The sequence below is a fragment of the Shinella fusca genome, from assembly GCF_014203155.1.
GTDB classification, from domain to species: domain Bacteria; phylum Pseudomonadota; class Alphaproteobacteria; order Rhizobiales; family Rhizobiaceae; genus Shinella; species Shinella fusca.
On the sequence record NZ_JACHIK010000011.1, the window covers coordinates 47160 to 72799 of the forward strand.

Below are 25640 nucleotides of genomic sequence, written 5' to 3' on the forward strand. Positions count from 1 at the left end.
TGCTTGAAGTCTTCAGCCGCCCTTGACCGAGCCCGCCAGCAGGCCGCGCACGAGATAGCGCTGCAGGCTGAAGAAGACGATGAGGGGGACGACGATGGTGATGAAGGCGGAGGCCGTGAGGATTTCCCAGTTGCCGCCGCGCGAGCCGAGCAGGTTCACGAGGCGCCCCGTCAGCACCAGCTCGTCATTGCCGGTGCCGAGGAAGACCATGGCGACGAGCAGGTCGTTCCACGTCCACAGGAACTGGAAGATGGCGAAGGAGGCGAGCGCCGGGAAGGAGAGCGGCAGGATGATCTTCACGAAGATATCGAAATCGGAGGCACCGTCGACGCGGGCCGATTCCATGATCTCGCGCGGCAGGCCGGCCATGTAGTTGCGCAAAAGATAGATGGCGAGCGGCAGGCCGAAGCCCATATGGGCGAGCCAGATGCCGACATAGGTCTTGGCCGGCACGCCGAGGAAGGCGCCGACGCCGTTGTAGAGCCTGAGAAGCGGGATCAGCGACATCTGCAAAGGCACGACGAGCAGGCCGACGACGACGGCGATCAGGATCGCCCGGCCGGGAAACGGCATCCAGGCGAGCGCATAGGCGCAGAAGGCGGCGACGAGGATCGGGATGATCGTCGCGGGAACCGCCACGGTCAGCGAGTTGATGAAGGACGAGCCGATGCCGGCGGCGCTCAGCACTTCACGATAATTGTCAAGCGTGAAGCGCGGCGGCACGGTGGCGGTGTAGAATATGCGCTGGCCGCGCGTGCCTTCCATCTTCGTCGGCGAGACGATCTCGTAATTGCCGTCCTCCGCGACGGTCAGCGTCTGGCCGTCGCCGATATCGGCGGCGGTGCCGGCCTTGAAGGCGGCCGGCTGCATGGGGCGGACGCCGAAGGCCGAGACCCTGGCATTGTCCCTTTCGAGGAGATTGCCGGAAATGACGAACTTGCCGTCGCGCTCGACCTGCGTTTCCGGCGAGGCGGCGCGGCCGGTCATGTTCTGCGCGGAGGTGGATAGCGCCGTCCACCAGCCGGAAACGGCAAGCTGATCCTTGTCGCGCAGCGAGGAGATGAGAAGGCCCGCGGTCGGCAGCGTCCAGAGCGCGACGATGAGCAGGACCGAGAGATGGACGACGATGATGAGCGGCGAACGGGAGGTGGCGGTCATCTCAGCGCTCCATTTCCTTGGTGGCGTTGCGGATGTTCCAGATCATGATCGGCACGACGAGGATCATGATGACGACGGCGATGGACGCGCCGCGCCCGAAATCGCCGCCACCGCGGAACATCCAGTCGAACATCAGGTTCGCCAGAACCTGCGTCTGCCACTGGCCGTTCGTCATAGCGAGCACGATGTCGAAGACCTTGAGGACCAGGATGGTGATCGTCGTCCAGACGACGGCGATCGTGCCCCAGATCTGCGGCACCATGATCTTGAAGAAGATCTGCACGCCGTTCGCCCCGTCGATGACGGCCGCCTCGATGGTCTCCTCCGGGATGCCGCGCAGCGCCGCCGAGAGGATCACCATGGCAAAGCCCGTCTGGATCCAGATCAGGATGACCATGAGGAAGAAGTTGTTCCAGAAGGGAATGGTCATCCAGGCTTCCGGCGCACCGCCGAAGGCGACGACGACGGCATTGAGGATGCCGATCTGCTCGGAGCCTTCCGAGCGGTAGTCGTAGACGAACTTCCAGATGACGGCGGCGCCGACGAAGGAGATCGCCATCGGCATGAAGATCAGCGTCTTGGCGATATTGCCCCACCAGATGCGGTCGGTGAGCGCGGCGATGACGAGGCCGAAGAAGGTGGAGAGCGCCGGCACCACGAGGAGCCAGAGGAAATTGTTGAAGATCGACTGGCGGAACTCGCCGTCGCCCAGCATCCAGACATAGTTGCTGAAGCCGACGAACTGGCGGCCGGAACGGTCGAGGAAGGAAAGGCGGACGGATTCGAAGACGGGGTAGACGAGGTAGATGGCGAGCGCGCAGAGCGCGGGCGCCATGAAGAGCCAGGGGCGGATGGCATTGGTAAGCCTGAGGTTACGCGATGCCTCTGCCCCGACCAGCCCCTTGGAGGGGAACAGCTTGTCGAGCAGCCAGTTCGTTCCGAAGAAATAGACGACGCAGGCAAGAACGCCCCCGATCATCGTGAAGATGGCGAATAACAATTGCTGCACGGCAGTCCCTCCCCCAGGAATGCGCCCCAGACGTTCTTGTCACGGCCACGATTCGCGCTCACGCGGAGCGCCCGCATGGTCCGGCTGCACTTGGCATGTTTTGGGAAAACCGGCCGGCGGGTGCCGGCCGGTTCGCCGCAATGTTACTTGATGGCGTCCCAGGCCTTCTGGACGTCGGCCGCGACATCGGCCGAGGACTTGCCGCCGACGAAGTCGACCATGCCGGTCCAGAACGCGCCCGCGCCGATCTTGCCCGGCATCAGGTCCGAGCCGTCGAAGCGGAAGGTCGTGGAGTTGAGCAGGATTTCGCCCTGCTTCTTCATCGGCCCGTTGGCATAGGCTTCCTTGTTGGCGCTCTTGAAGGGCGTCAGGAAGCTCGACTGGGCCATCCAGACCTCATGGGCGATCGGCGTCTTGAGGAACTCGATGAAGGCGCGCGCGGCCGGCGTGTCCTTGGTGATCATGGCGAGCGTGCCGGCACCGAGGACCGGATTGCCGAGCTCAGGCTTGCTGGCATAGGGCGGCATGTAGAAGAAGTCAGCATCCTCGCCGACCACCGTGCCTTCCGGGAAGAAGGACGGGATGAACGAAGCCTGGTGGTGCAGGTAGCACTTCGGCGGCGAGGTGAAGAGGCCCTTCGGGCTGTCGCGGAAGTCGGTGGAGGCCACCGCCGCCGCGCCGCCGTCGACGAACTTGTCGTTCTTGGCGAACCAGCCGAACTCGTCGATCGCGCCGATCACGGCCGGATCGGTGAAGGGGATCTCGTTCTTGACCCACTTGTCGTAGGTCTCGGGCGAGGCCGTGCGCAGCATCAGGTCCTCGACCCAGTCGGTCGCCGGCCAGCCGGTGGCGCCACCCGAACCAAGACCGATGCACCAGGGCGTGCCGCCGTCGGCGACGATCTTCTCGGTCAGCGCCTTGAGGTCCTCCATGGTCTTCGGCACTTCGTAGCCGGCGTCCTCGAAGTTCTCCGGCACGTACCAGACGAGCGACTTCACGTCGATCTTGTAGGGGAAGGCGTAGAGCTCGTCCTTGCCGTCCTTGCCCTTGTAGGTGGAAAGGTCCACCCAGGACTGGCCGGCGGCATAGTTGTCGAGCAGCCACTGCTTGGTCTCGTCGCCGAGCGGCGTCAGGTAGCCCTTGGAGGCGAGGTCGGCGATGAGGCCCGGCTGCGGCAGGATGGCGACGTCCGGCGGGCTGCCGGCCTGCGTGTCGATGACGATCTGCTGCTCGTAGTTCTCGGAAGAGGAGTATTTCAGGTCGACGCCCGTCGCCTCGACGAAATAGGCGTAGACGTTCTTGAAGAGCGCCTCGTCCTCGCCGCGCCAGGGGCCGAAGATGGTGAGCGACTGGCCCTTGAGGTCATGGCCCTTCTTGAAATCCTCGAAACTCTGCCAGTTGAATTTGGCGTCCTCGCCCGGCTTGAACTTCAGATCGGCGGCGGCAGCGCCGCCCACCATCAAAAGCGCGAGCGCGGCCGTCATCAGCAATGTCTTTTTCACCGGATTGCCTCCCATAGCAAACCCGCCTCTTCCGGGCGGGCATCCTCTAAAATAGCCAAAAATTCAAAGCGCTTTGGTTCTCCTTTCATCACACCTCACGCTCGGACTCGTCAAGTACCCCCAAATCATTTGGCCGCAAAAATGCCGCCTTTGACGCAATGCAGCGTAGTTTTGCGGCGCAAAACGGCCAAATCCGCTTTTCCTGCGGAATTCGCTGATGTTAGATGCCCGAAGCGCTTTGAAGGAAATGACGGGACAGGGAACGGAAGATTCAAAGCGCTTCGACTGTTCCTAGAAAGCTAAGCATGTGAATCTCAAGCAGTTATCGCAATTGCTGGGCCTCTCGCAGACGACCGTCAGCAGGGCGCTGAACGGCTACCCGGAGGTCAATGCCGAAACGCGCCAGCGCGTGCTCGAGGCGGTGCGCGAGACGGGATATCGCCCGAACCGCGCAGCGCAGCGCCTTGCGACCGGCCGGGCGGGCTCCATCGGCCTCGTCATGCCGACGGCCGACGGCATCGAATCCGACGTGCATTTCGGCGAGTTCCTTGCCGGGCTCGGCGACGAGGCGGTCAAGCACGACTTTCATTTCGTGATCAATCCGAGCCATCCGGACGAGGAGGTGGCGACCTGCCGGCGGCTGGTGGCGAGCGGCAATGTCGACGCGCTTTTCCTTGCCTACATGCGCGTGAAGGACCCGCGCATCGCCATGCTGAAATCGCTGAAGACGCCCTTCGTGGTGCACGGGCGCTCGATGGGCATGCCGACGGACTATCCCTATCTCGACATCGACAATACGGGCGCGTTCTACGATGCCGCGCGCCTGCTCGCGCAACTCGGCCACCGGCATTTCGCACTCATCAACGGGCCGGACCACCTCACCTTCGCCATCCGCCGCCGCAAGGGCACGGAGCGGGCGCTCGCCGAGCACGGCCTGACGCTGCGCGAGGAGTGCGTGGAGCATTCGCAGATGACGGACGAGCACGGCTACCGGGCGATGGAGCGCTTCCTGCAGCTCGAAACGCCGCCGACGGCCGTCCTCTGTTCCAGCACGGTGCTGGCGCTCGGCGCGGTGCGGGCGATCAGCCAGGCGGGCCTGACGCTCGGCACGGACATCTCCCTCATCGCCCATGACGACGTGCTGCCCATGCTGAAGCCGGAGAATTTCCGCGTGCCGCTGACGACGACCCGCTCGTCGCTGCGCGCCGCCGGCCAGCGCATCGCCCGCCGCCTCATCGCCGATATCCTGCGGCTCGAAGCGCTGCCGCAGCAGGAATTGTGGAAAGCCGACCTCATCGTACGCGCCTCGACCGGACCGGCGCCGGCGGGGAAGTGAGGGCACGTTCCGGAGTGTCTGTTCCGCCAAGCGTTGAGCGTTGAGCATCGTTTGGCGGAAACCCCATTTCCTCTCCCTCCGTCATCCTCGGGCTTGACCCGAGGATCCACCGCGGCACCCGCGGCGTGGATGGTCGGGTCAAGCCCGACCATCCACGCCGGAGAGGTGGAGGTGGGTGGAAAGGTTGCAAGAGGACGGCGGCAGAGAGGCGGCAGAGGCGCATCGCCGGGGAGGTGACAATGGGGGTCGGCGGCGGTGACAGCAGGAGGGCAGCACCGCGATGCCCTGCTGCCCCGCCCCCACAACCGATCAGAACTTCGGCGGCGTCCTGCCGGCCTTGCGGTAGGCGGCGATCACCGTGTTGGCCATCAGCATGGCGATGGTCATGGGGCCGACGCCGCCGGGGACCGGGGTGATGACGCCGGCGACCCTGGCGCATTCGTCGAAGGCGACGTCGCCGACGAGACGAGACTTGCCCTCGCCCTTTTCCGGCGCGGGAACGCGGTTGATGCCGACGTCGATGACGGTCGCGCCGGGCTTGACCCAGTCCGCCTTGACCATTTCCGGCCGGCCGACCGCGGCGACGAGGATATCGGCGTTGCGGCAGACGGCGGCGAGGTCCTTCGTGCGCGAATGGGCCGTCGTCACCGTCGCGTTGGCGGCGAGCAGCAGGGCCGACATCGGCTTGCCGAAGAGGTTGGAGCGGCCGATCACCACGGCGTTGAGGCCGGAAAGGTCCTCGCCGTGCGTGCGCCGCACGAAGACCATGGCGCCGGCCGGCGTGCAGGAGACGAGACCGCCGTCGAGATCGCCCGTCGCCACCTTGCCGGCATTGACGACATGCAGGCCGTCGACGTCCTTCTCGGGCCGGATCGACTGGATGATCGGCTCGGAATTCAGGTGCCTGGGCAGCGGGAGCTGGACAAGGATGCCGTGGATGGTCTCGTCGGCGTTCAGCGTCTCGACCAGACGGGCAAGCTCTTCCTGCGTCGTTTCCTCCGGCAGCGTGTGCTGGACGGAGTTGAAGCCGCATTCCTTGGCCATGCGGCTCTTGGAGGAGACATAGGCATGGCTTGCCGGATCGTTGCCGACGATGACGACGGCAAGGCCGGGCTTCACGCCCGCGTCCTTCTCCAGCGCGGCGGTGGCGGACTTCACGGCGTCAATCACGGAAGCGGCAACCTGCTTCCCATCGATAATGGTGGTCACGTTTGTCTCCCCGAATGAATTGCGGCCACTCTAGCGGCGGGCGGAATGGCGCAATGGCCTCCCAACGCCCTATGCTGTCCAAAACGGATAAATTCAAGCCTTGCGCGGCGGAAAGAACGCCGCATGCCTTTCCGGCCGGCCGGCGTCCCTTTCTGGAGCAGCCTGCAAATTCCTGCCGGCGCGAAAGCCCGGCCAATTGGAAATATACAAGCTGAATCAATCCATTGGCGCAAAGGTTAGCAAGCGATGAATTCCGGCGCCGGCATTTTCAGGGTTTCCTTAAACGGCCTTTCAAGCCGAGTTGCTACACCGCAGGCAACGCACCAGCTTCCTGGGAAAAGCATGAAGCCCGACCTGTTGTATCCTGCCGGCGTTCCGCGCCGCACCGTGAAGGCCCGCACCGTTCGGCGTGCGCGCAGCGCCCTGCCGAATCTCGTTTCGGGCAGCACGCTCGGCTCGCACCGCGATATCCTCGGGCTTGCGGTCTGCGATCTCGGCTGGGCGGACCTCTTCGCCTTCGCCGCGGAGGCGGCCGAACGGCCGTTCGGCCAGAGCGTCATCGCCTTTCTCGATGCGGACAAGGCGAACCGGATGCGGCGCGACGCCGACTACAGGGCCGTGCTCGAACGCCAGATCGTGCTGCCGGACGGCAAGGGCGTCGATGCCGCCTCGCTGCTGCTTCACGGCCGGGGCTTTCCGGCAAAGCTCACCGCCGCGGATTTCGTCCCGGCGCTCCTCACCTATATCGAAAGGCCGATGCGCGTCGCGCTCATCGGCGGGCAGCAGGCCGCGCTGATGCGGGCGACGGAGCGGCTGCGCCGGCATGCGCCCTGGCACACCTTCCTGCCGGTCGCCGACAGCGCCTTCGATCCCGCACAATCCGACCTGGTCATGGACCGGGTGCGCGCGGCGGAGGCGGATATCCTGCTGGTGGCGATGGACGAGCCGGCGCAGGAGAAATGGATCGACCGGCATGTCGGCCCTGGCCATGCGCGGCTCGTGCTCAGCGCCGGCGGCCTGTTCGAGACCCTGCTGGAGGAAGCCGCCGATGCGCCGCACGGCCTCGAAAAGCCGCGTCACGGCCGGCTGCACCGCTTCATGAGCGATCCCGCGCGCCGGCTTCGCCGATACGGCGCCTACACGGTTCTCCTCTATCACGCCTTCTGCCGGAAGTTCTCCTCCAGAACGGCAAAGGCCGGCCTGCACTAGGCAGCCGGCCCATCCCTGTCATCGATGCCTGGCCGGCCTCAATGCCCGCCGCTCTTGCCCTCGGTCTTCTGTGCGGGAACCTCGCCCTTCAGCAGCGTGACGCCGCGCTTGGGGGCCGGGTCCTCCACGGAGGCGGTGGTCAGATAGTCGATCTGCTCGACATAGACCTCGTCGATGACATTCGCGCCGAAGCGGCGGTTCAGCCCCTCCTTGACGACGCCCCGGAAGGCTTCGAGGTCGAAGCTGCCGACATCGGCGATATCGATCATCTTCTTGCCGACGAGAAGCGTGTAGAGCTCGTCGGTGATCAGCTCCGGCAGCGGCACGACCTGCTTGGCCGCCAGTTCCTTGTTGGCCTTGTAGGCGAGCTTGGTGAGGAGGTAGCCGTTGACGCCCCCCTCCCCGATCACCGGCACGGTCGTCGTATAGCCGCTGACGAATTCCATCGCCGCCTCGCGCTCGGCCGCGGCGGTATCGACCTTGGGGGCCGAGGCCATCTTCAGCGAGAAATAGACGGAGGCGAGCGTGATCAGGAGAATCCAGACGCCGGTGCCGACGAGCTTGATCATGTGCCGTAACCCATGCGGAACTGCTCCTGCGAATAGGTGCCGTCCGCCTCAAGGTCCTGCACGGCGTTCTTGAGGATGGTGACGACCTCGCGCACGGCCTCCAGATGCGCCGAGACGCGCTGGGCGTTGGTGGCGAGCTTCTCGCGCACCCGGCCGAGCTGGACGGAGAAGGTCGGCGGCACCTCGTCGGGGCGCACGTCGCGCGTCAGCATGGCAAGCTCGTAGAGGCAGCGGCTCTTGTGGGCATTCGAGGTCGGCAGGTCGAACTGGGGGTCGCGACCGATATTGTCGTTCTCGTTGTCGATGATCGTTTCCAGCCGGCCGAGCACGGTGCGGATCCGCAGTTCGTTGTTCGCCTGTTCCATCTTGTCGTTCTCCGCTTATGCTTTTTTCTTGTCGTCTTCCTTGACGGACGGGATGAGGTCCGCGAAGGCCTGCCGCTGCAGCGTCTCGACCATGCCGGCGGCGACGCGGTCGGTATCCCGGTCCCTCGGATTGGTGGTGATGCCGCTCTTGCCGGCGAGGCTTTCGGCGATGCCGATGCCGCCGCCCTTGGCAAGCGCCTCGCCGAGCTGGTCGGCCATCATGCCGCGCCACATCTCGCCGGCCGTGCCCTTGCCGTAGAGCTCCTCGCTCTCGGTCGGCATCATCGACTTCACGAAATTCTGCAGCACCATGGATTCGAATTTGCGCAGGTGCTCCGGAACGGCCTTCGCACCGACGGCGGTGACGCTGCCGGAACTCGCTGCGGCATGGCTTGCCGCCGTATCGCGGTTGAGAATGCCGACGGCGGCCTGGAAGCCGGCGCCGGCCTCGGCGAGACTGTTGGCCTCGAAGGCGGCGCGGTTCGATTTCAGCTTGGCTTGCGCTTCCTGAACCTGCGCCGGGTCGGCGGCGCGCACGACATCGAGCACCAGGTCGCTGGGGGGAGAAATTGCCACGTCTCAGAGCCTTTCGGGTGGTTCCGCAAATGCCGCGCCCGTCTTCATGACGGTCTGCCGGCCTCATGACCATTCCGGACCTCGGCTGCTTTCGGCAAACCTCGTCATCGTCCTGATGCGACTATCGCTGCTCAACCTTACGGGAGGCTGGTGGCGGATGACGAAGCCGTGATGGCGGGCCTTCGGCTTTCCATTCCGGCGCAAGCCTCGCGGTCAGTCGTCGTCCTGCTTGTAGGCGATGTGCTGGTCGATGAGATCGTAGATGGAATTGTCCGCGGCCTCGCGGTCCTCGGCGCTGCGGGCTTCCTTCCGGTGCTCTTCCATGCGGTCGCCCTTGGTGCGCTCGCGCACCACGCGCATCTCGTGCATCTGCTGCACGTTGGCCAGCATCTGGTCCTGCTGCTGCAGGCGGCTGTACTGGCCGGAATAGTGGCGCGAGAAGCTGCGGTGCACGGGCTCCAGCGAGGCGATGGCCTCGGCCACCACGTCCATCGTCTCGGCCACCTCCTGGCGCTGGCGCGTCGTGTTGGCAAGGTCGATCTCGGCCATCTTCTCCAGGTGCCGCTGCACGCTCACGAGGCGCTTCAGCTTCTCCGACCGGCTCTGCGCCATGCTACTCCCCCCGGAAGACCGGCAGGAAGCCGGCGGTGAATATTTCCAGCAGCGAGGAAACGCCGAAATAGAGCAGGATCATGCCGCCGATGATGAGGAAGGGCAGCGAGATGAAGTAGATCGGGATCTGCGGCGCCAGCTTGTTGATGAGGCCGATCGTGACGTTGAAGACGAGGCCGTAGAGGATGAAGGGGCTCGCCAGCCGCAGCATGATCATGAAGGTCTGGCTCAGCGTGTCGGTGAGCGTGATCAGCGCGCTTTGCGGGTTGAAGCCGGCGCCGAGCGGCATGACGGAATAGGAATCGACCAGCGCCCGCATGACGACATGATGGAAATCGAGCAGGAACAGCACCATGAGGGCGCAGAAGGACAGGAGGTTCGTCAGCTGGTTCTCCGCCGTCTCCTCCAGCACGTCCGGCGTCGGCGGCGCGTTGAAGCCCATCATCATGGTCAGCACTGTGCCGGCGAACTGCAGGCCGAGCACGTAGTAGCGGGCGATGAGGCCGATCACCGCGCCGGTCAGCGTCTCGAAGGCGATCATGGAAAGGTAGCCGTCGAGCGAGCCGCTGGCGCGCGGATAGATCGTGTCCCACATGATCGGCAGGATCGCCATGGAAACCGCCACCGACACGAAGAGGCGGATCTGCATGGGAATGCGCGCGGAGGAGAACCCCGGCATCAGCATGAAGCATCCGCCGACACGGCAGAAGGCGGCAAACAGCGCCAGCACCGTGCCTTCGGGATCCGTGATCATGAGATGGAGCCGAGAATCTTGATCTCGATGCCCTTGGCAAGCTCGACATGCGAGAGAACCGGCAATGTGGCGAAGAGGCGCTCGATGATCATGCGCACATAAGAGCGGGATTCGGGCGAGGTGACCAGCACAAACGGCGTGCCGCGGTCGAGAAACTCACGGATAACCCGGGTCGCCTGCTCGGAGAACTCCTCGAGCTGGCGCGGGTCGATGTCGAACTCGACGATCTCGCCCTTGGAGTCGCGCTTGAGCGCCTGGTGGAAGACCATGTCCCACTTGTTGCCGAGGCGCAGAACCGGCAGCACGCCGTTCTCGGCAAGGTCGCCGCAGATCTGCTGCGACATGCGGATGCGCACATGCTCGACGATCTGCTCGGTCTTGCGCACATGCGGGGCGAGCTCGGCGACCGCTTCGAGGATGAGGTGCAGGTTGCGGATGGAGACACGCTCGGCAAGCAGCAGCTTGAGCACGGCCTGCAGGCCCGAATAGGACATGTGCGAGGAGCAGATCTCGTCGGCGAGCTTGCGGTATTCCGGGTCGAGCCGCTCGATCAGCACCTTCACGTCCTTGTAGGAGAGAAGCTGCGGCAGGTTGTTGCGGATGACTTCCGAAAGGTGCGTCAGCACGACCGAGACGTTGTCGATCGGGTGGAAGCCCTCGCGGCGCAGGTCGTCTGCGAAGGTTTCCAGGATCGAGACGGCCGGCATGCCGAAGGCGGGCTCGCGGATATCGTCGCCCGGCACGCTCGGCTTTCGACCGCCGCCGGTGACGACCAGCACTTCGCCGACGCGCACGATGTTGGACGCGACTGTCGTGCCGTGGATGCGGATCTGGTAGGATTTGTCTGGAATGGAGATGTCGTCGGAGACCTTGATCTCCGGCACGACGAAACCGTATTGCCCGGCGAATTTCTTGCGCATCTTGCCGACGCGGAACGCCAGTTCCTGGTGCGCACCGAGAAGGCGCGTGGAGACCTGCTTGCCGAGGAGGAGCTCGATCTCCGCGGTCTTCAGCACGGACTTGACCGAATCCTTCTCCTGGTCGCGCGAGGCCTGGACCTCGCGGGCCTCCTGCTCGCGCTTGACGCGGCTTTCCTCGGCGATGCGGCGCGGAATGACCCAGCTGCCGAAGGCCATGACGCCGCCGAGCATGGCGAAGGGAATGAGCGGCAGGCCCGGCATGATGGCGAGCAGGAACATGAGGCCGGCGGCCACGAGAAGCGCGCGCGGATAGCCGGAAAGCTGGTTGACGACCGCCTGGTCGGTGGAGCCGGCCGTGCCGCCGCGCGAAACGATGAGGCCGGCGGCGAGCGAAACGATGAGCGCGGGGATCTGCGAGACAAGACCGTCGCCGACCGAGAGCTTCACGAAGACGTCGGCGGCTTCCGAAAGCTCCATGCCGTGGCGGAAATAGCCGATGACGATGCCGCCGAAGACGTTGATGGCGGTGATGATGAGGCCGGCGATGGCATCGCCCCGCACGAATTTCGAGGCGCCGTCCATCGAGCCGAAGAACGAGCTTTCCTCTTCCAGCTCGCGGCGGCGCACCTGCGCCTGCTTCTCGTCGATGAGGCCGGCGGAAAGGTCGGCGTCGATCGACATCTGCTTGCCGGGGATGGCGTCGAGGGTGAAGCGGGCGCCCACTTCCGCGATACGCGTCGCGCCCTTGGTGATGACGATGAAGTTCACCACGATCAGGATCATGAAGACGATGAGGCCGATGACGAAATCGCCGGACATGACGAGGCTGGCAAAGCCGGCGATGACGCCGCCGGCCGCGTTGTGGCCCTCGTTGCCGTGCGACAGGATCACGCGCGTCGTCGCGATGTTGAGCGACAGGCGCACCATGGTCGCAATCAGCAGGACCGTCGGGAAGGACGAGAAGTCGAGCGGCCGCTGGATCCACAGCGCGACCATGAGGATGAGCACGGAGAAGGCGATCGAGAAGGCAAGGCCGATGTCGATCATGAAGGCCGGGATCGGCAGGAACAGGATCGACAGGATCGTCAGGATGCCTACGGCGAACGCGATATCGCGGAACTTGAGGCCGACCTTCGGAAGGTTGATTGCCGGTACTTGTGCCATCTGAATGCTTCCCGTCTCGTCATGAGAGGCGGCGGCGCGCCACGCACGCCGCCCATTTCACCCGATGACCTACAGGGCGAAGCTTGCGCGAGGGTGGGCTAGAAGCCGCTTTGTATTCGCGAGAAGACGAGGTCGGTGAAGATGGAGATCTGGGCGCCGATGAAGGGGGCGGAGATCGCGATGGTGACGAAGATCGCGAGGATCTTCGGGACGAAGGTGAGGGTCATTTCCTGCACCTGCGTCAGCGCCTGGATGAAGGCGATGGTGACGCCCACGAGCATGGCGGCGAGCACGGCCGGGCCGGAGGCCACGATGACCGTCCAGATGGCTGCCTGCGCTATATCGAGGGCGTCTGCCTCATTCACGGAATAGGATCACTTCACGGTTACGCCGGGTCCGACGACGATCTTCTCGCCCGAATCAAGCGTCGCAACGATACCGTCATTGTATAGCGCGACTTCCTTGACGACGCCAGAAACCTTGCCGTCATCGCTGGTGACCGTGCGGCCGATGACGGAATTGGCTTCCTGCAGCGAGGTGCGCTGGAGAAGGCTTTCCAGGTTCTTGTTCGTCTTGATGGTCTGCTCGACCTGCGAGAAGGTCGCAAGCTGCGCCATCTGCTGGCTGGCGTCCATCGGCTCGGTGGGATCCTGGTTCTTCATCTGCGCCACGAGCAGCTTCAGGAAGCTCTCGTAGTTCAGCGTCGCCTTGCTGGAATCGGTGCCGGCGTCGGCGCCCGTCACGCTCGGGATATAGCCTGAAGAGGTGGTGGAACCGACAGCGTCTACCATGGTGCGATCTCCCTGCGGATCTGTTCGACCGTTGCCGGCGTCAATTCCTGGTTGTTGAGGATGCGATCTTCGATCGGGTAAAGGGCGCGGATGGCCTTCAGGGCCTCGAAGGCGCGGCCCTGCGTGACGAGCGCGTCGACGCGCTTCAGCTCGGCCAGCACCTCCTCGTTCTTGAAGCAGGTGAGCAGCATGATGACCGACTTGCGGAACATGGCGATCGACTGCTCGGCGCCTTCCGGGTTGATCAGCGACATCTGCGCGATGAAATAGAGCTGGCGGAGCGGCGTGGTGGCCTGTTCCGGCTGCAGGACGTGGTTTTCCAGAAGGAAGGTCACATCGTTCAGGAATTCGATCGCGACCTTGCGATCGACCCGAAGGACCGCGCCGTTGACGAAAATGCGCTCACCGGACTTCAGCGATATACGCAGCGTACTTTTCATTTGATGCCATCCTTGATGATGGTGGTGATGTCGATGATGCCCTGGAAATTCGTGGATTCGCGTTTGCGGATCTTTTCGATCTCCTTGAGAATCCAGATGGCAATCGAGATGAGATTGGCCCGAAGCTCGTCTTCGAGTTCGTTTTCGGGATCGCCGAGATCCTCGATGAACCGGATCCAGACCCGGCGGGTGAAATAGACGGCTTCCACCGTGGCCTTGCCGCCGTCGGACTCCATTGCCGCCTTCAGGAGCGCTATCGACCGCTCGAGGACCTGCCGTTCCCGATCCTTCGAGACGGCGACCCCTTCCTCCATGATCTCGGCATATGAAAACTGGTACATTCAGACATCCTTCATGTGTGTCCGTACCCTCTGGTTCATCAGAGGTAGTTCAGCAGGCTCAGGTTCTGGATCCTCGACGTCAGCGTGTAGGCGAGCGACAGCTGCGATTCGAGCGTGGTCACACGCGTGGCCGCCTCGTAGGTGTCGATGCCTTCCATGTCCGTGATGCTCGTGTTCAGGATGGTGACCTGGGCATCGAGCGAGGTATTGGCCTGGGTGACGCGCGATTCGGAGATGCCGAGCTTGGAACGCTCGCTGTCGACGCCGGCAATGGCCCGGCCCACATAGTCGATCGCCGCATCGCTGACCGTCTTGCGCGTCTGCTCGGAAATATCGAGCGCCAGCATCTCGTGGCCGATCACCAGGCCGAGCGCCGTATAGCGGATGCCGTCGGCATTGGTGTTGGTCGAGCTCTGCACGGTCTCGGCCGCGCTGATCCGGCTTTCCATGTTCTCGTTGGAGGCGTTCGACCAGTTCGTCTCCCAGTCGGGGCCCATGAAGCTCGTTTCGAGATCGCCGATGAAGGCCTGCATGTCGGCCGGCGTGATGTTGGCGACGTTCGGGTTCGACTGGTCGAAGCCGAAATGGGCGAGGAAGGCGGCATCGAAGGCGGTCTTGGCGTCCGAAGGCGGCGTTTCCTGCAGGTAGTCGTCGAGCGGCATCACGTCGGAATTGATGCCGGCAAAGAGATATTCGCCGCTGAAGGAGGTGTTCGCGGCGGCCGTGAAGGTCGAAAGCGCATTGCCGAGATTCGTCTTGGCAAGGTCGAGCTGGTCGGCCGAGGTCATGCCGGAAAGCGCGATCAGCACTTCCATCGCGTCGTTCGCCGCCGTCGACATCTGGCCGAGCGCTTCCTGCGAGGCGGCAAGGCGCTGCGTCGTCAGCGCGTTGGTGCTCTTCAGCGATTCCATGCGCTGGAGGTCGCGGTGGAGGTTCAGCGTGCGCGCGGTCTTGGCGCCGAGCACGGCCCCGACATCCGCGTGACGGCCGGTGACCGTCTCCTCCTGAAGCTGCGTCATCTCCTTCTGCGCCTTGGCCACGGTCAGGCGCATCGTGTTCTGGAGAGACAGGTTGGAAACGAAAGAAGCCTTCATGACTTACCCCGCCGCCTGTAGAAGTGATGTGATCATCTCATCGACCGCCGAGACCAGCTTCGCGGAGGCCTTGTAGGACTGCTCCAGGTCGAGCAGCAGCGACAGTTCCTCGTCGAGGCTGACGGAGGTCACGTTCTGGAGCGCTTCCTGCGTGCGGCCGAGCAGCGCGTTCTTGTCGTCGCTCGCCGTCGTCGCCGCGCTGCGGTTCTGTTCCAGCCAGCCGACCGAGCCGGTCGAGAAGGCGAGGATCGTGCCCGTCGTGTCGATCGCCGCTTCCGGCGCGAAGGTCGTCGGGGTCTCGAACGCCGTCGTGTAGTTGTTCAGCAGGTCGGAGAAGCTGGCGTCGCCGTTGACGTTGTAGGTGGTGTTGATGCCGTCGCGCAGCAGCATGGCGTTGCCGCCCTGGCTGGTGATGACATCCGGGTTCACCTTGATGACCGTCGAAAGGCCGGGGACGACCGCGGTGACGGTGAGGTCGTCGCCGACGGCAACGCCGTTGCGCACGAAGAGCCCGTCGTCACCGTTCTCGGAGAACATGTTGATGAGGCCGCGCGAGATCTCGTCGAGCTGGGCCTGGAAGGTGGGCGCGGTATGGTCGCGAAGCTGGAGCAGCGCGGGAAGGGAGCCGCGCGCGCTGGTATTGCCGCCCGTGCCCGCCTGTACCGGCACGCCGTCGATGAGGATCTGGTTGCCCTCGACCGTCGCCGTATAGGTGGTCGTCGGCTGGAAGCTGACCGCGCGCGGCACCGTCTCGAACAGCACCGTGCCGTCGCTGGTGTAGAGCGCCAGGTCGTTGTTCGTGCGGGTAACCGTCGTCACGCCGATGATCGAGGAGATGTCGGTCAGCAGCTTGTCGCGCTGGTCGAGCGCGTCGTTGACGTCGGTGCCGGCGGCCGTGCCCTGCCGGACCTTGTCGTTGTAGGTCTGGAATTCGGAGAGGAGACGGTTGAGCTCCGTCACCGAGGTATCGATGTCCGCATCCGCTTCCGCGCGCGCCTTCTGGAGGGCGAGCGAGGTGCTGTTCAGCGAGTTCGCGACGTCGACGGCATCCGACACGACGGTCTCGGCCAGCGAGACCTCGTTCGGCTTGTCGGCGAAGGTCTGGAGGTTGTCGCGCAGCTTGGCGAGATAGGTCGACGGCGAGAGCTCGTAGTCCTCCCCGCCGAGCATCATCTTCATCTGCGTGAGGCCGGAGAGCAGCGTGTCCTGGCCGGAGGACTTGGAGATCGAGAGCAGGTTCTGCTTCAGCAGCGCCTCGTTCTGCGCGCGCTGCGTTTCCACCACCGTGGCGCCGGAAGACGCGGTGGCGAGGACCGCCGCGCGGCGGGCGTAGTTCGGGTTGCTCGCATTGGCAATGTTCTTCGACGCGACGGCCGATTGCAGGCCCACGTTGGAGAAGCTGGACTGAGCAGTCTTCATTGCTGCTGTAAGCGACATCGGATCTACCTAACTCTCGAATGCACGCGGTGGCTTCAGGCCGCCTATCTCTTGAGGTTGACGAGGACTTCCATGAGTTCGGAGCCGGTCTGGAAGACCTTGGAATTCGCAGTGTAGTTTCGCTGCGACTCGATCATGCTCGTCAGTTCCTCGGCGATATCCACGTTGGAATCCTCCAGCGCGCCGGACAGGATCGTGCCGTAGCCGCCGTTGCCGGCGTACCCCATGACGACCACGCCCGAATCCGGGCTCTGCGTATAGACGTTGCCGGGCAGCGGCTTGAGGTTGTCCGGGCTCTGCACGTTGGCCATGGCGATACGGTATTTCGGCGCCATGTCGCCGTTCTCGTACTTGAGGTAGACGATGCCGTCGTCGCTGATCTCGTAGCCGGCCACGCCGCTCGGGCCGATGCCGTCGATGTCGCCCTTGGCCGCGAAGGCCGAGGCGAGCTGCGTCGAGCCGCCGGTGTCGCCGCCGATGGAGATGTTGAGCGCGTTGAGCTCGCCGCCGCCGATGGTCATGCCGAAGGTGCTGATGTCGGTCGGGTTGGTGAGCTTGCCGGACGTGTCGAAGCTGAGCGCCTCCTGCGTGGCCGCGGCCGGCGAGGCCACGATGGCCGTGTCGGGCGTTGGGCTCAGCATGTCGTGGATGGCGCCGGAATCGTCCGTATAGGTCACGCTCAGGTTCCATTCGCCGGGCGTTGCCGTCGTCGAATAGGTGAAGTCGAGCTTGCGGGTGTTGCCGAGGCTGTCATAGGCGACCAGCGAGGTCGCCTTCGAATAGGGATGCGCCTCGTTCGACGGCAGGTTGACGTGCAGGTAGCCGCTTTCGGATGCCTTCACGTTCAGTTCGCCGGAAGCGAGGTTGATCTTTTCCAGGCCGGCAAAGCCGTTGATGACGATCGTCGGGTCTTCCGTGGAGGAATAGGGATAGCCCATCAGCGTGAAGCCGGCGCTGTTGCGCAGCGTGCCGTCGTCCATCGGGGTGAAGGCGCCGGCGCGCGTCATGTATTCCTGGCCGTCCGCGCCCTCGACGATGAAGAAGCCCTTGCCGTTAATGGCAAGGTCCGTCGTCGACGTCGTGTAGGTGAACGTGCCCTGCGAGGAAATGGAATAGCGGATGTCCGTCGTGACGCCGCCCGAATTGTAGGCGCCGCCGGTCGACGGCAGGATCAGCGAGGAGAACTGGGTCGAGGCCTTCTTGTAGCCCGTCGTATTCGCGTTGGCGATGTTGTCGGCAACCGTGCTCAGGCGGTTGGCCTGCGCATTCATGCCGGAAACACCCGTTCTCATCGTACCGTAGAGGCTCATGTCATTTCCCCGTTCGTCTCGTACCAGGACCCTATGGGACGGGCCTTGCGTGAAGCTGGCTGCCGGGTCCGCCTCCCGCCAGCCGGCAATCTTCTTTCAACCCTGCCAGTCGATGCAGTAGCCAAGGAAGCGCTTGGAATCGATCGGGTCGAAACCGAGCTTCTTGCGCAGCTTCTTGCGCAGCTTGGAGATGTGGCTTTCGACGACGTTCTCTTCGACGTCCTCGTCGAAGATGCCGTAGATCGCATTGAAGATCTGGGTCTTGGAGAGCCGGCGGCCGCGGTTGGCGACCAAATATTCCAGGATGCGGCGCTCGCGGCGCGGCAGGGCGAAGACGTCGCCGGAGATTTCCGGGTCGCGGCCGTCCGAGAAGACGCGGATCGGGCCGATGTCGGTATGGTTGGCAAGCGCCTTGAGGCGGCGCCGGATGGCGGCCGCGCGGGCAAGGATCTCACGGGGATGGACCGGCTTCCTCACGACGTCGTCGACGCCGCTGTCGAAGAAGGCGAGCGTGGTTTCGAGGGAGGGCGTGTCGCTGACCGCGATCACCGGGGCCTGCGAGCGATCCCGGATCGCCCGCGGCAGATCCATGGAGAGCTGGCCCTGGCCGATCAGGAACGCCTCGACCGCGTCGATATCGGAATCGGCCGCGGTGTTCACCCACTCGCCGAATTCACGGGGATCGAACCCCGTCGAGGGCACGCCCTCGCGACCAAAAAGAGAAGTATAGCCGTCTTTAACGAGCTCGCGCTCATCAACCACTACGATCATTCGTCCGCCTCCGAATCAGTGTGGTGCCTCGTTCAGGCAGTGGTACGAATCGGGCGAATCACCGGCAACTAGAGGAAGTGACTGGGTGGAATTAACAGTTGATTAAGAATTGCGTGCCGATTTGATCTACATATAGTATGCTAAATTGGAAATAGCCACAATTTTACGGTGGAAAAGTTAACAAAGGTTAACGCCGCGCCTTGCCACTCCAAAATGGGGCGCATTCTTGCCACAATACGGCACAGGTCGTTTTCAGCGACAGATTTCAACTATCGGATGAATCAGCGGCAGAACTGTTTCGCGTTCGGCGTCCAGCTTCCATAGCCGGTCGCCACCAGGTTCGCGATCACGCGGCAGACATATTGCTTCTGCGCCGGGTCGTTGTTCGGGCCGGCATGATAGCGCGCGACGGCCATGGTCCAGGTCTCGTGGCGCGCATGCAGGCGCGCCAGGAACGAGGCCGCGTAGTCGACGTTCCGGCGCGGGTCGAACATCTCGGCGGGCGAGGCGAAATGCTCGCCGTGGAAGTAGTGGTTGATCTGCATGCAGCCGAGGTCGATCAGCTTCGCGCCGCGCGCGCGGGCCGCCTCGAAGGCCTGCAGCGCCTCCTCCCGGTTCCGGCCGAAATAGGCCTTGCCCTCGATGTTGAGCGCGAAAGGCTGCAGCGATCCCTTCCGGCCGGTCTCGGCGAGACCGACGGAGTAGAGGATGCCGGGCGGGATATCGTACTTGGCCGCCGCCGAGAGGATTTCCCGCTCGCAGGCGCCCGTGGACGCGCTGGCGTCAGAGATAGACGCCGCCAGAGCGCACAGGCTGCCCGCCAGAGCCGGCAGAAGCGTTTTCCGACGTATTGCCTTCATAGGACCTTCCCTCGCGTGCAGACGCACCCTCGCCGCCCTGGCGGCCGTTGCCGCCCTCCTGGGCCTGCGGCTGGCCGGAGAATTGCTGTTGCGGCTGGCCCTGGGCATTGGTCTGGGCGCTGCGATCCGTCGGGGCGAGCTGCACGCTCACCTGGTCGACGGCAAAGCCGTGGCCGCGCAGGGCCCGCACGATGGAATCCTGGTCGTCGCTGAGCTGGCGATAGGCATCGCCCGTCTCCACCTGCAGCGACACGACGAGCTGCTCGCCCTGCAGGTGCAGCGTCGCCGTCACGAGGCCGAGCTCGATGGGATGCATCTGGATCTTCAGCGTGTTGACGACCTTGCCGGTCGCCGCCGCATCCGTGTTTGCAAGGCCCCCGGTCGCGCTCAGCGAGGCCGCCCATTGCGGATCCTGCGTGATGGCCGCGGTCACCGCCGACGCGTTGCCGGTCTGCGCGAGGCCGATATAGCGACGCGCGTCGAGGACGGCCACCGCCTCGCCCTTCGGCCCGGTCGGGTTGGCATCGCGCACCGAAGTCCGCTCGCCATTGCCGGAAATGTTCATGTCGAGGCTGCGGCCCTTGCCATCCGCCCGCATGAGGCGGAACAGCCGGTCGGTGCCGGTTTTCGGAAGGTCCGCGCCCTCCGCCGCATCCTCGGCGCTGCCGGTCTCGGTTCCCGTGTCCGTTTCCGCGGCGACCTTGCCGGACGTCTTGCCGCCGGCCTCGGCCTTCACGTCGGAAACGCCGTGCACGGCAGCCTTGCCGCCGGCGCTGCCGACAGCATGCGGCAAGACGGCGGGCGCCGCGAGCATGTCCAGCAGATTGCCGACCTCGGTGCGCGCCGCGGGCTTGTCCCCCGCATCCCCGGCATCGTCGTCGGCAGCGTCCCCGGCCTTCTTCGCGGACTTGTGCTTTTCGGCGGTTTCCTTGTGGCCGACGTGCTCGGCGGCGGCCTGCACCGCTGCCGCCTCACCTTCCGGCTCTTCGCCCGCCTTGCGGAAAGCCTCGGCAAGCGCCGCCATGTCGGCGAGCGCGGATTTTCCGCGCGTGCCGCCCGGCTGCTCGGCCTTCTCGCCGTGGGCCGCCGCGGAAATCGAAATCCGCCCGCCCTTGCGGCCCTCACCGCCTTCGCGCCCCTGGAGATTGGCGATGGTGGTGGCGAAATCGCCCTTTTCGGACATGCCCTCGCCCTTGCCCTGCCCGGCCTTGCCCTTCGCCGATGCATGCCCCTGAACGATGCCCAGAACCCCGCTGTCGATGGTGCTCAACTGCCTTCTCCTTTCAAGAGCGCGTCGATTTCGTCGAGCTTGGACCGGCCGCCCGATACGAATGTATCGAAGGCCGGGTCGATGCCCGCCGCCGCATTTTGTTCCTGCTTTTTCTTTTCCTTGTCCGGCGCCGCGTCGAGCGCGACGGGCGTATCCGCCGCCCCGGCCTGCGGGTCCATCGCGCGATCGGCCGCCTCCGCCTCGCTCAGCCCCTCGTAGGAGGCGTCCTCGGTCGCGGCTGGCGCTACCTCTGCGCTCTTGCGGGCGGTCTCCGCCGGCTTCGCCTCCGCTGGCGCGCGCAGAACCTCTTCCGCCACCGCCTTGGCGGCCGCCTTCAGCGCCCGGTCCTTGGCCGACAGCTTCTCGTCCGGAATGGCGATGATCGATTCCATGGCCGAGGCGACGTCGTTGGACGGCACCGAGGCGAGGCCCGAATAGAGGTCGGCAAGCACCTTCGGCACGCTTTCGCCGTCGCCCGACAGGATCTGGGCGCGCTCGGCGGCAAGCGAGGCGAGCTTGTTCTTGCCCGATATCGCCGCAAGGCGCGCCATGCGCAAATAGACCTCGCGCTGGCGCGGAACGTCCATGAAGGAGAGGATCTCGAGGATGTCCTCTTCCTTGATCTCGTCGAAATGGTCGACCGCGAGCTTCACGAAGAGGTCGGCGAACTGGCTGGCATAGGGCGAGCGCAGGTAGCGCCGCGCATAGCGGTTCGCATAGGCCATGCTCTTGTCGATCCAGCCGGCCTCGGTCGCGACATAGATGGAACGGCGCAGCGCCGCCTCCTCGACGATCGTGCCCGGCGCGACGAGCCGCGCCCAGTCGAAATAGTCGAGCGCCAGCTTCGGGTCCTTGCGGATCACCGAATTGGCCGAGACGAGCGCGAGGTATGGCCCGACGCGCGAGCGCTTGTATTCGGGGAAGATCTCCGCCAGCGACTTCACGCTCTGGTTGCCACGCCCGCTCAGATAGCCGCGCAGCGCATCGGTGAGACGGGAATCGAAGTGCCCCGCGACATCCTTGCGGATCAGATATTCCAGCGTCTGGGGATTGCCGCCGCTCATGGCATAGACGAGCGCCGCGTCGACATTGCGCGGGTCGTCGAAGATCGAGGGGTCCGCCGTGCGCAGCCGCTCGTCGATCGTGCCGAGCAGGAAGCGCTGCATCTCCATGGCCGAATGGTCGCCGAGCACCACCGTGTCCTGCACATATTGCAGCGAGCGGATCATCTTGTAGGGCGCAAGGTCGTCCGGCGCCTGGGCGCGTGCGGCCGCACCGGCGCAGAGCACCGCGCCGAAAACCGTACCCGTCAGGAGGAGGCGACGCAGGAGGCCCATCGCATCAGCCGCCTTCGGCCTGGATGAGGATTTCGATGCGGCGGTTGGCATCGGCCATCGGATCGTCCGGAACCTTCAGGCGGCGGTCGGCGAAGCCCGAGACCTGGCTGACGCGCTTTTCCTCGAGGCCGCCGCGCACGAGCATGTAGTAGGCGCTCTGCGCGCGGTCCATCGACAGGCGCCAGTTGTCGTTCTTGCCGCCGGCGAAGGGCCGTCCGTCCGTATGGCCGCGAATGGCGACCGCCCCGGGCCGGCCTTCGAGGATCTTGCCGATCTTCTCCATGGCCAGCACCATTTCCTTGCGCGGAACGGCCGAGCCGATGTTGAACATGGGCGTGTCGAGCTGGTCGGTGAGGCTTACCAGAAGCCCGCCCTCGGCGGGCGTGACGGTGAGGCCCTCGGCAAGCTTGCCGAGCGAGCCGATCTCCCTGGCGATCTGCTGCTTCAGGTCGTCGGCCTTCTTTTCCTCCTCGGCCTTGGCGTTTTCCGCCTTGTCCCTGGCGGCGGCGACCGCGGCCTTGTCGGCTTCGGCCTTCTTCGCCGCTTCCTCGCTGTCGGCCTCCTTCAGCGCGTCCTCGACCGTGCGGTCGGCGTCGACGGCGGCCATCTGCTGTTGCTGCTCGGCGGGCTTGCCGTCCTTCGCCGCCGCCTCGCTGCCGGCATCGGTCGCCTGCGATATCTCGACCTGCTGCGTCCAGAAGTCGGGGTCGAACGGGTCGCGATAGGCTTCGCCGCCATTGGCGCCGGTCGCCGGGCCGGAATTGGCCGCGCCCCCCTCGCCCTTGGCGCTGACATTGGCCTGCTGGCCGACTTCCTGCGCGATCTCGGAGAGGACCGAATAGGGGTTCTCGAAGAAATCGGCCTGCGAATACTGGGTTTCCTCGCCGGCCGTGGTGTTCTCGTCCTTGCCCTTTTCCGCGCCGTTGCCGCTTTCCTGCTGCTGGCCCTCTTCCTTGGACTTGTCCTGGGTGGCTTCGCCCTCCGCGCTGTTGGCGGGCTTCTTCACGGATTTTTCCGCCGGCTTGTCGTCGGTGAGCTTGATCGGGTTGAAATAGGAGGCGACGGAGGCCTTGGTCTCCTCGTTGGCTGCGTTGACGAGCCACATCACGAGGAAGAATGCCATCATCGCCGTCATGAAGTCGGCATAGGCGATCTTCCAGGCGGCGGCATGGTGATCGCCGTCGTGATCGCCGTGGCGCTTGACGATGATGATCTCGTTCTTGCCGTGGTGGTGATTTTCGCCTTCGCTCATCCAAGCACCTTGCGCACGGTGTCAGCCCAGGCCGCCATCCGCGTTACCAGGACGGTGTCGCCGAATTCCACCGTCAGATCGACATCCTGCATTTCGACATGGCGGAAGACCGGCGCGGCCTCTCCGAAATGCGACTTCAACTGCTCGAAGAGGTTTGCCGGCCCCTTCACCGTGATCGTCAGCCCCTCGCCTTCGGGAAGGCCTTCGGCGACCATGCGCGCAAGGTCGGCGACGGCGCCCTTGGTAAGGACCTCGTTCATGACCGGGGCGAGCACATGGGCGACCTGCGCGGCGACGAGCTCGCCGACCTCGAAGGAGAGCGCCGAAAAGCGCTCGGCGAGCGCTGCGGCATAATCCTGCTCGTAGCGCGCCCGCAACGCCTCGGCCTCGGCGCGCTGCGCCTCCTTGAGGCTGGCGATCTCCGCCTCGTGCCGGGCGACGAGCTCGGCTTCGGCCTCTGCGCGCCCCGCGGCGTGGGCTTCCGCGCGCTCGGCCTCGATATCGACGGGCGGCAGCGCGGCGGGCATGGCGAAGGGCTCGCCCATTCCGGCATCCGGCTCATCGAGGCCGAAGGCGGGCGAAGGCTGGAAGGCCGGGGCCTTGGCGCGCGCAGGGGCGCCGAAATCCTTGAGGTAGCGGGCGAGTTGGGCGCTCATGCCGCGCCTCCCGGCCGAAACGCGTGCCGGACGAACGCAAACGAGGCCCGGCGGGAAACCCGCGGGCCGCTTCGACGTTCGCTCTTGATAACACTGGAACCTGACAACACCGCTGACCTGTCTCCCCGGACACCGCGCCTTCATGAAGGAAAACGCGCGCGATCTTCCTGATCGTGCCGTCGAACCTAGGCGTTCAAACTTGTGCGAGGATGAAGATGGAGGGTGTTGGGCCGCGCCAGGGCAATCGCGCGGCCCAACCGCCCGCCCGGCCGTTGACCTTCGGCCGGGGGGATTCGTGAAGCGCCCGCCCTTACTGACGGAAGAGCTGGAGGATGTTCTCGGCGCTGGAATTGGCGATCGAGAGGGACTGGATGCCGAGCTGCTGCTGGGTCTGCAGGGCCTTGAGGCGCGTCGATTCCTCGTTCATGTCGGCATCGACGAGACGGCCGATGCCCTTGTCGATCACGTCGTTGAGCGTGGCGACGAAGCTTTCCTGCATGTCGATGCGGGTGGAGATCGCGCCGAGGTCGGCCGCGGTGCTGGTCATCGTCTCCAGCGCCGTATCCACCATCTTGAGGAGACCGTCGAGCTGGGCGGCCGTCGTGCTGTTGCTGATCGACAGCGACTCGACGGACGATGTCGTGGCCGACACGGTGTTGGTCGTGTCGACGGCCCACAGGTTGTTGCTCGAATCCTCGTAGGCGACTTCCTGGCTGGGAACGGTGGTCTGGTTGACGGCGAGGACCCAGGTGTCGTCGGCGACCTTGACGTAGTTGTTCGAGCCGTCGGTGGCATAGCTGCCGTCGAAGGTCGAGGCGCCGGCACCGGCGGCAATCACTTCGTCGGTCGTGAACGCGGCGACGGTGTGCTCGGTGAAGACGCCGCCCTCGTTGATGTTGAGCGTGACGGCGGGGCCCTCGATCACGGATGTCTTGTCGAGGATGCCGAGATTGCCGCCCTGGTCGAAGAGAACGGTCGAGCCGTCGAGCAGATAGTCCACCGTCTTGACGGAAACGGTGCCCGAGGCGTTGCGGACGAAGGAGGCGACGACGCTCTTCGTCACCGAGCCGCTGGCCGCCGTCAGGTCGGCCTGCAGCCAGTTCTCGCCGGAGAAGGAGGCGCCTTCGGCGATGCTGACGAGCTGCGACTGGAGCTGGGTGATCTCTTCCTGGATCTTCGCCTTGTCGACGCCCTCTTCGGTCGCGGCGACGAGCTTGGCGCGGATTTCCGTGACGACCTCGATGGCCGATTCCAGACCGGCATAGGCGGTGTCGATCTTGGCGGCGCCGAGGCCGAGGGCGTCCTGCACCGTGGAGATGGCGCGGTTGTCGGAGCGCATGGTGGTCGCGATAGACCAGTAGGCGGCATTGTCGGCCGCGGTCTCGACGCGAAGGCCGGAGGAAACGCGTGCCTGGGTGGTCTCCAGGCCCTTGTCGATGGAACGAAGGGTCTGCAGCGCCGCCATGGCGGCGGAGTTGGTCAATATGCTGGTCATTGGCACTTGCCCTGGAAAGAAGTGTCGGGGACAGGCCGGAGTGAGGCGGGGACCGGCAACGACAGGGGCTTCATGCATTCGGCGCGCATTTGCCCTGGCGCCGATCCATCGTTCTTAACAACTGGTTAACGGCGAATGGTTAACAAATGGTTAACGCCGTTAACGCTTCATAAACGAAAATGAAGAAAGCGTAAATTTCGCAT

General features: G+C 64.7%; 26 protein-coding genes. 2 read left to right on the forward strand and 24 right to left on the reverse strand.

Annotated elements, in window-relative coordinates; genetic code table 11:
- Window positions 1-12: 12 nt before the first annotated feature.
- The 3 genes from HNQ66_RS15825 to HNQ66_RS15835 all read right to left on the reverse strand — a co-directional run bounded on the left by HNQ66_RS15825 (window position 13) and on the right by HNQ66_RS15835 (window position 3651).
- Window positions 13-1158, reverse strand: coding sequence for a carbohydrate ABC transporter permease (locus HNQ66_RS15825; protein ID WP_184145139.1), 1146 nt, complete (start codon window positions 1156-1158; stop codon window positions 13-15).
- 1 nt (window position 1159) lies between these two features.
- Window positions 1160-2167, reverse strand: coding sequence for an ABC transporter permease subunit (locus HNQ66_RS15830; protein ID WP_184145140.1), 1008 nt, complete (start codon window positions 2165-2167; stop codon window positions 1160-1162).
- Between the two features lie 143 nt (window positions 2168-2310).
- A complete protein-coding gene (locus tag HNQ66_RS15835) occupies window positions 2311-3651 on the reverse strand; it encodes an ABC transporter substrate-binding protein (RefSeq protein ID WP_246434328.1) in 1341 nt (446 codons plus the stop codon).
- A gap of 325 nt (window positions 3652-3976) precedes the next feature.
- On the opposite strand from HNQ66_RS15835, the gene HNQ66_RS15840 reads away from it, so the two are divergent.
- Complete coding sequence (locus HNQ66_RS15840; protein ID WP_184145142.1) at window positions 3977-5005, forward strand: substrate-binding domain-containing protein; 1029 nt, start codon at window positions 3977-3979, stop codon at window positions 5003-5005.
- Window positions 5006-5314: 309 nt separating this feature from the next.
- Here the strand turns inward: HNQ66_RS15840 and folD are convergent, their stop codons facing one another.
- Complete coding sequence (gene folD, locus HNQ66_RS15845; RefSeq protein ID WP_184145143.1) at window positions 5315-6214, reverse strand: bifunctional methylenetetrahydrofolate dehydrogenase/methenyltetrahydrofolate cyclohydrolase FolD; 900 nt, start codon at window positions 6212-6214, stop codon at window positions 5315-5317.
- Window positions 6215-6556: 342 nt separating this feature from the next.
- Between folD and HNQ66_RS15850 the strand changes: the two genes are divergently transcribed.
- A complete protein-coding gene (locus HNQ66_RS15850) occupies window positions 6557-7423 on the forward strand; it encodes a WecB/TagA/CpsF family glycosyltransferase (RefSeq protein WP_184145144.1) in 867 nt (288 codons plus the stop codon).
- A gap of 38 nt (window positions 7424-7461) precedes the next feature.
- Here the strand turns inward: HNQ66_RS15850 and HNQ66_RS15855 are convergent, their stop codons facing one another.
- The 20 genes from HNQ66_RS15855 to HNQ66_RS15950 form a co-directional block, all read right to left on the reverse strand.
- Entirely contained in the window at window positions 7462-7992 is a 531-nt protein-coding gene (locus tag HNQ66_RS15855; RefSeq protein ID WP_184145145.1) for a hypothetical protein, read from the reverse strand.
- On the reverse strand, window positions 7989-8357 hold the full coding sequence (locus HNQ66_RS15860) for a hypothetical protein (RefSeq protein WP_184145146.1): 369 nt from the start codon (window positions 8355-8357) through the stop codon (window positions 7989-7991). The genes HNQ66_RS15855 and HNQ66_RS15860 overlap by 4 nt, the downstream gene beginning before the upstream one ends.
- A gap of 15 nt (window positions 8358-8372) precedes the next feature.
- Window positions 8373-8933, reverse strand: coding sequence for a rod-binding protein (locus HNQ66_RS15865; RefSeq protein ID WP_184145147.1), 561 nt, complete (start codon window positions 8931-8933; stop codon window positions 8373-8375).
- A 213-nt stretch (window positions 8934-9146) separates the two neighbouring features.
- A complete protein-coding gene (locus HNQ66_RS15870; RefSeq protein WP_184145148.1) occupies window positions 9147-9545 on the reverse strand; it encodes a hypothetical protein in 399 nt (132 codons plus the stop codon).
- Window position 9546: 1 nt separating this feature from the next.
- The gene (gene fliR, locus HNQ66_RS15875) at window positions 9547-10299 is read right to left on the reverse strand and encodes a flagellar biosynthetic protein FliR (protein WP_184145149.1); all 753 of its coding nucleotides are present in this window, start codon (window positions 10297-10299) and stop codon (window positions 9547-9549) included.
- Window positions 10296-12383 (reverse strand): flagellar biosynthesis protein FlhA, encoded by a 2088-nt coding sequence (gene flhA / locus HNQ66_RS15880; RefSeq protein WP_184145150.1) that lies wholly within the window; start codon window positions 12381-12383, stop codon window positions 10296-10298. The genes fliR and flhA overlap by 4 nt, the downstream gene beginning before the upstream one ends.
- A gap of 98 nt (window positions 12384-12481) precedes the next feature.
- Window positions 12482-12748: a flagellar biosynthesis protein FliQ gene (gene fliQ, locus HNQ66_RS15885; RefSeq protein WP_184145151.1), complete on the reverse strand. Its 267-nt coding sequence runs from the start codon at window positions 12746-12748 to the stop codon at window positions 12482-12484.
- Window positions 12749-12757: 9 nt separating this feature from the next.
- Window positions 12758-13174 (reverse strand): flagellar hook assembly protein FlgD, encoded by a 417-nt coding sequence (flgD, locus tag HNQ66_RS15890; protein WP_184145152.1) that lies wholly within the window; start codon window positions 13172-13174, stop codon window positions 12758-12760.
- Window positions 13168-13614 carry a flagellar biosynthesis repressor FlbT gene (gene flbT / locus HNQ66_RS15895; protein WP_184145153.1) on the reverse strand — a complete coding sequence of 149 codons (447 nt, stop codon included), beginning with the start codon at window positions 13612-13614 and terminating at the stop codon, window positions 13168-13170. Before flbT ends, flgD begins: the two co-directional genes overlap by 7 nt.
- On the reverse strand, window positions 13611-13955 hold the full coding sequence (gene flaF, locus HNQ66_RS15900; RefSeq protein ID WP_184145154.1) for a flagellar biosynthesis regulator FlaF: 345 nt from the start codon (window positions 13953-13955) through the stop codon (window positions 13611-13613). The genes flbT and flaF overlap by 4 nt, the downstream gene beginning before the upstream one ends.
- A 38-nt stretch (window positions 13956-13993) precedes the next feature.
- Window positions 13994-15049 carry a flagellar hook-associated family protein gene (locus tag HNQ66_RS15905; RefSeq protein ID WP_184145155.1) on the reverse strand — a complete coding sequence of 352 codons (1056 nt, stop codon included), beginning with the start codon at window positions 15047-15049 and terminating at the stop codon, window positions 13994-13996.
- 3 nt (window positions 15050-15052) lie between these two features.
- On the reverse strand, window positions 15053-16486 hold the full coding sequence (gene flgK, locus HNQ66_RS15910) for a flagellar hook-associated protein FlgK (RefSeq protein ID WP_184145156.1): 1434 nt from the start codon (window positions 16484-16486) through the stop codon (window positions 15053-15055).
- Window positions 16487-16530: 44 nt separating this feature from the next.
- Entirely contained in the window at window positions 16531-17796 is a 1266-nt protein-coding gene (locus tag HNQ66_RS15915; RefSeq protein ID WP_184145157.1) for a flagellar hook protein FlgE, read from the reverse strand.
- A gap of 96 nt (window positions 17797-17892) precedes the next feature.
- A complete protein-coding gene (gene rem / locus HNQ66_RS15920) occupies window positions 17893-18567 on the reverse strand; it encodes a transcriptional activator Rem (protein WP_184145158.1) in 675 nt (224 codons plus the stop codon).
- A 281-nt stretch (window positions 18568-18848) separates the two neighbouring features.
- Complete coding sequence (locus HNQ66_RS15925; RefSeq protein ID WP_184145159.1) at window positions 18849-19427, reverse strand: transglycosylase SLT domain-containing protein; 579 nt, start codon at window positions 19425-19427, stop codon at window positions 18849-18851.
- Window positions 19351-20697 carry a flagellar hook-length control protein FliK gene (gene fliK, locus HNQ66_RS15930; protein ID WP_184145160.1) on the reverse strand — a complete coding sequence of 449 codons (1347 nt, stop codon included), beginning with the start codon at window positions 20695-20697 and terminating at the stop codon, window positions 19351-19353. The genes HNQ66_RS15925 and fliK overlap by 77 nt, the downstream gene beginning before the upstream one ends.
- On the reverse strand, window positions 20694-22034 hold the full coding sequence (motC, locus tag HNQ66_RS15935) for a chemotaxis protein MotC (protein ID WP_184145161.1): 1341 nt from the start codon (window positions 22032-22034) through the stop codon (window positions 20694-20696). The genes fliK and motC overlap by 4 nt, the downstream gene beginning before the upstream one ends.
- A 4-nt stretch (window positions 22035-22038) precedes the next feature.
- On the reverse strand, window positions 22039-23286 hold the full coding sequence (locus HNQ66_RS15940) for a MotB family protein (protein ID WP_184145162.1): 1248 nt from the start codon (window positions 23284-23286) through the stop codon (window positions 22039-22041).
- On the reverse strand, window positions 23283-23942 hold the full coding sequence (locus tag HNQ66_RS15945; protein WP_184145163.1) for a hypothetical protein: 660 nt from the start codon (window positions 23940-23942) through the stop codon (window positions 23283-23285). Before HNQ66_RS15945 ends, HNQ66_RS15940 begins: the two co-directional genes overlap by 4 nt.
- Before the next feature lie 310 nt (window positions 23943-24252).
- A complete protein-coding gene (locus HNQ66_RS15950) occupies window positions 24253-25437 on the reverse strand; it encodes a flagellin N-terminal helical domain-containing protein (protein ID WP_184145164.1) in 1185 nt (394 codons plus the stop codon).
- Window positions 25438-25640: the final 203 nt, after the last annotated feature.

Coding starts and splice junctions, on each gene's coding strand:
- HNQ66_RS15825 (WP_184145139.1), bottom strand. CDS start 1,158: ATGACCGCCACCTCCCGTTCGCCGCTCATCATCGTCGTCCATCTCTCG.
- HNQ66_RS15835 (WP_246434328.1), bottom strand. CDS start 3,651: ATGACGGCCGCGCTCGCGCTTTTGATGGTGGGCGGCGCTGCCGCCGCC.
- HNQ66_RS15850 (WP_184145144.1), top strand. CDS start 6,557: ATGAAGCCCGACCTGTTGTATCCTGCCGGCGTTCCGCGCCGCACCGTG.
- HNQ66_RS15855 (WP_184145145.1), bottom strand. CDS start 7,992: ATGATCAAGCTCGTCGGCACCGGCGTCTGGATTCTCCTGATCACGCTC.
- HNQ66_RS15860 (WP_184145146.1), bottom strand. CDS start 8,357: ATGGAACAGGCGAACAACGAACTGCGGATCCGCACCGTGCTCGGCCGG.
- HNQ66_RS15870 (WP_184145148.1), bottom strand. CDS start 9,545: ATGGCGCAGAGCCGGTCGGAGAAGCTGAAGCGCCTCGTGAGCGTGCAG.
- fliR (WP_184145149.1), bottom strand. CDS start 10,299: ATGATCACGGATCCCGAAGGCACGGTGCTGGCGCTGTTTGCCGCCTTC.
- flhA (WP_184145150.1), bottom strand. CDS start 12,383: ATGGCACAAGTACCGGCAATCAACCTTCCGAAGGTCGGCCTCAAGTTC.
- flgD (WP_184145152.1), bottom strand. CDS start 13,174: ATGGTAGACGCTGTCGGTTCCACCACCTCTTCAGGCTATATCCCGAGC.
- flbT (WP_184145153.1), bottom strand. CDS start 13,614: ATGAAAAGTACGCTGCGTATATCGCTGAAGTCCGGTGAGCGCATTTTC.
- flaF (WP_184145154.1), bottom strand. CDS start 13,955: ATGTACCAGTTTTCATATGCCGAGATCATGGAGGAAGGGGTCGCCGTC.
- HNQ66_RS15905 (WP_184145155.1), bottom strand. CDS start 15,049: ATGAAGGCTTCTTTCGTTTCCAACCTGTCTCTCCAGAACACGATGCGC.
- flgK (WP_184145156.1), bottom strand. CDS start 16,486: ATGTCGCTTACAGCAGCAATGAAGACTGCTCAGTCCAGCTTCTCCAAC.
- HNQ66_RS15915 (WP_184145157.1), bottom strand. CDS start 17,796: ATGAGCCTCTACGGTACGATGAGAACGGGTGTTTCCGGCATGAATGCG.
- rem (WP_184145158.1), bottom strand. CDS start 18,567: ATGATCGTAGTGGTTGATGAGCGCGAGCTCGTTAAAGACGGCTATACT.
- HNQ66_RS15925 (WP_184145159.1), bottom strand. CDS start 19,427: ATGAAGGCAATACGTCGGAAAACGCTTCTGCCGGCTCTGGCGGGCAGC.
- motC (WP_184145161.1), bottom strand. CDS start 22,034: ATGGGCCTCCTGCGTCGCCTCCTCCTGACGGGTACGGTTTTCGGCGCG.
- HNQ66_RS15940 (WP_184145162.1), bottom strand. CDS start 23,286: ATGAGCGAAGGCGAAAATCACCACCACGGCAAGAACGAGATCATCATC.
- HNQ66_RS15945 (WP_184145163.1), bottom strand. CDS start 23,942: ATGAGCGCCCAACTCGCCCGCTACCTCAAGGATTTCGGCGCCCCTGCG.
- HNQ66_RS15950 (WP_184145164.1), bottom strand. CDS start 25,437: ATGACCAGCATATTGACCAACTCCGCCGCCATGGCGGCGCTGCAGACC.